4 protein-coding genes are annotated in these 2,238 nt (G+C 39.6%); all 4 read right to left on the bottom strand.

The genetic code is table 11. From position 1 onward, the window contains the following. Window positions 1–76 precede the first annotated feature (76 nt). The 4 genes from CP370_RS08975 to CP370_RS09885 all read right to left on the bottom strand — a co-directional run bounded on the left by CP370_RS08975 (window position 77) and on the right by CP370_RS09885 (window position 2,174). A complete protein-coding gene (locus CP370_RS08975; RefSeq protein WP_219520503.1) occupies window positions 77–1,405 on the bottom strand; it encodes an IS66 family transposase in 1,329 nt (442 codons plus the stop codon). Then, a complete protein-coding gene (locus CP370_RS08970) occupies window positions 1,359–1,589 on the bottom strand; it encodes a transposase (RefSeq protein WP_005725993.1) in 231 nt (76 codons plus the stop codon). The genes CP370_RS08975 and CP370_RS08970 overlap by 47 nt, the downstream gene beginning before the upstream one ends. Before the next feature lie 64 nt (window positions 1,590–1,653). Further along, window positions 1,654–2,001, bottom strand: coding sequence for an IS66 family insertion sequence element accessory protein TnpB (gene tnpB, locus CP370_RS08965; RefSeq protein ID WP_005718145.1), 348 nt, complete (start codon window positions 1,999–2,001; stop codon window positions 1,654–1,656). Further along, a complete protein-coding gene (locus CP370_RS09885) occupies window positions 1,998–2,174 on the bottom strand; it encodes a hypothetical protein (protein ID WP_013438122.1) in 177 nt (58 codons plus the stop codon). The genes tnpB and CP370_RS09885 overlap by 4 nt, the downstream gene beginning before the upstream one ends. Window positions 2,175–2,238: the final 64 nt, after the last annotated feature.

Genomic DNA, 2,238 nt, shown 5'->3' with positions numbered 1-2,238 from the left:
AGTAAGCGTCAAATAAAATAGTGTACTTAAAAACCGTCCCAGTTACTGTTATACTGAGACGGTTATTTAAGTTCTTTTATTTACAATTCTTCTGGATCTTCTCTTGCCACGGTAAATAAGCTTCAAGGGTTTCCGAATCCAGAATCTCTTCATTCGGTAATTTCTGAAGCAAATAATTCAAGTACTTTTCAGGATCAAGGCCATTTCTCTTGGCAGTTTCAATTAAGCTTAGAATAAAGCCACTTGCAGTAGCACCCTCAAAACTTTGAGAAAATAACCAATTCTTCCGGCCCATGACGAGTGATTTTACAGCGCGTTCGGCCTTATTGTTAGATAATTCTAAATTGCCATCAAGCAAGACATGCTCAAAAGTAGCTTGATGCTTGAGGGTATAATTAATGGCTCTTCCCAATTTAGAGCCTGGCAAAACGGTGATTTTATTTTTCTCACACCAGTTGAAGAACTCTTGCATTAGAGGCTTGAGCTTTGCTTGTCTTAGCTGGTAACGTTCTTGTTTGCTCAAATTCTCCCAGGTTTGTTCTAAGTAAAACATGCGATTGCAGTAGTTGAGTCCTTTTTGGGCAAGGGACTTTTCAGAAGCCTGTTGTGGTACGGCTTCGTGAAACTTTCTTCTAACATGAGCCCAGCAGCCAACTAAAGTTGCTTTCGGCAATTGCTCATAAGCCTGCCACATATCACAGTGCAAATAACCGGGATAGTTTCCTAAAAAGTTTAAGGCAACCTTGCCACTCCGGGAAGGATCATGATGATAGAGTGTAATCCCGTATTGATCATGTTTGCCTGAAAGGAAGACCCAATAGTAAGTCTTGATTGTTTTACTTTCTAAGACTGTGTAATAAGTTTCATCGGCATGTAAAATTGGCCGCATTAACAGCTTTTGCTTAAGCAGATCATACACTGGTTTAAAGTAGTATTGACTGCTTTTCAAATCCCAATAATTTAACATCTGTCTTGAAACTTTTAGTCCCATCTTCTTCCAGTCGCTTTCTTGGCGATAGTCCGGCACCTTCATTTCATATTTTTGATAGAGTGAATGAGCGATGAGTGAAGCTGAACCTAGACCATGGTTTAGGGGAGCTTTAGGTACTGCAGCTTTAATGATCTTGTCGCTATAATTTCTTTGACTGCAATATTTACATTTGTAAGCATGTTGGATATGGTCTAGCCTTTTAAGTTGAGCTGGGATAAACAATAATTCTTGGCGAACTGACTGCTTGCCTATCTCAATCAGCTCATGATGACAATCAGGACAATGCTTGTCGCCTAATTCATGGTGAACCTCTTCAGCTGGAAGGGCAGCTAGTAAGTCAGCACGCTTTCGTTTGTGAGCTTGTCTTTTATAAGTAATAGTCTGAACGGCGGCGTCGGGGACGTTCTCCGTCATCTTGAGCATCAGGTTCATCAAAGAGACTTGTTTGTCCATTTAAAGGCATTTGTTCTGAAGATTTGCCATAACGTTTTTGCGTTAAGTAAGCCACTTGTTCACGGAGGAGCTTGATTTCATCAGTTAAGTTTTGAATAGTAGTTGCTTGTTGTGCAATAATCTTTTCCAAATTTTCTTGTGACATGAGTTAAACTTCCTCCTAAATTTATTAGTTAAAAGAATATCAAAAAAGCGTGCGATGTCAAGTGTTAGTAGAATTCGCACGCTTTCGTGTTCTTTATTTTTGGATTGATTGCGAAGCCCTTCATTAGCCAGTCGACCTGCTCAGAAGATAAAGCTTGAACTTCATTTTGATTCCTGGGCCAGTTCAATTTTCCATTTTCAAATCTTTTGTATAACAGCCAAAAACCTTGTCCGTCCCAATAAAGGGCTTTGAAGCGGTCCTTGCTTCCGCCGCAAAAGAGGAAGACTTTGCCGCTAAAAGGATCAAGTTCAAACTGTTCTTTGACTAAAGTTGCTAGTCCATCAATGCCTTTACGCAGATCCGTCTTGCCGCAAACGATATAGACTTGCCCTAAGTCACTGAGCTTAATCATGGCAAGACTTTCTCAAGCAGCTTATTCATAATTTCAGTATCTAAACTACTGTAGAAGTTCAGTTCTAAGTCATTCTTCTTTAAACTAAGCAACAGATTATTGCGTGGTGGACGAGCCTTCTTAGGTTTAGAAGAGTGGCCAAGTGCCACAATGGGTTGTTGTTTTTCGATCATATTCTTAACCTCCATTAAATTGATGAGATTAGAATACCTGAAAAATGAAGGCTAAAACAGATAC

It is taken from the genome of Lactobacillus sp. UMNPBX19, from assembly GCF_002553805.1.
Lineage (GTDB): Bacteria > Bacillota > Bacilli > Lactobacillales > Lactobacillaceae > Lactobacillus.
This window is presented reverse-complemented; position numbering and strand designations above follow the sequence as displayed.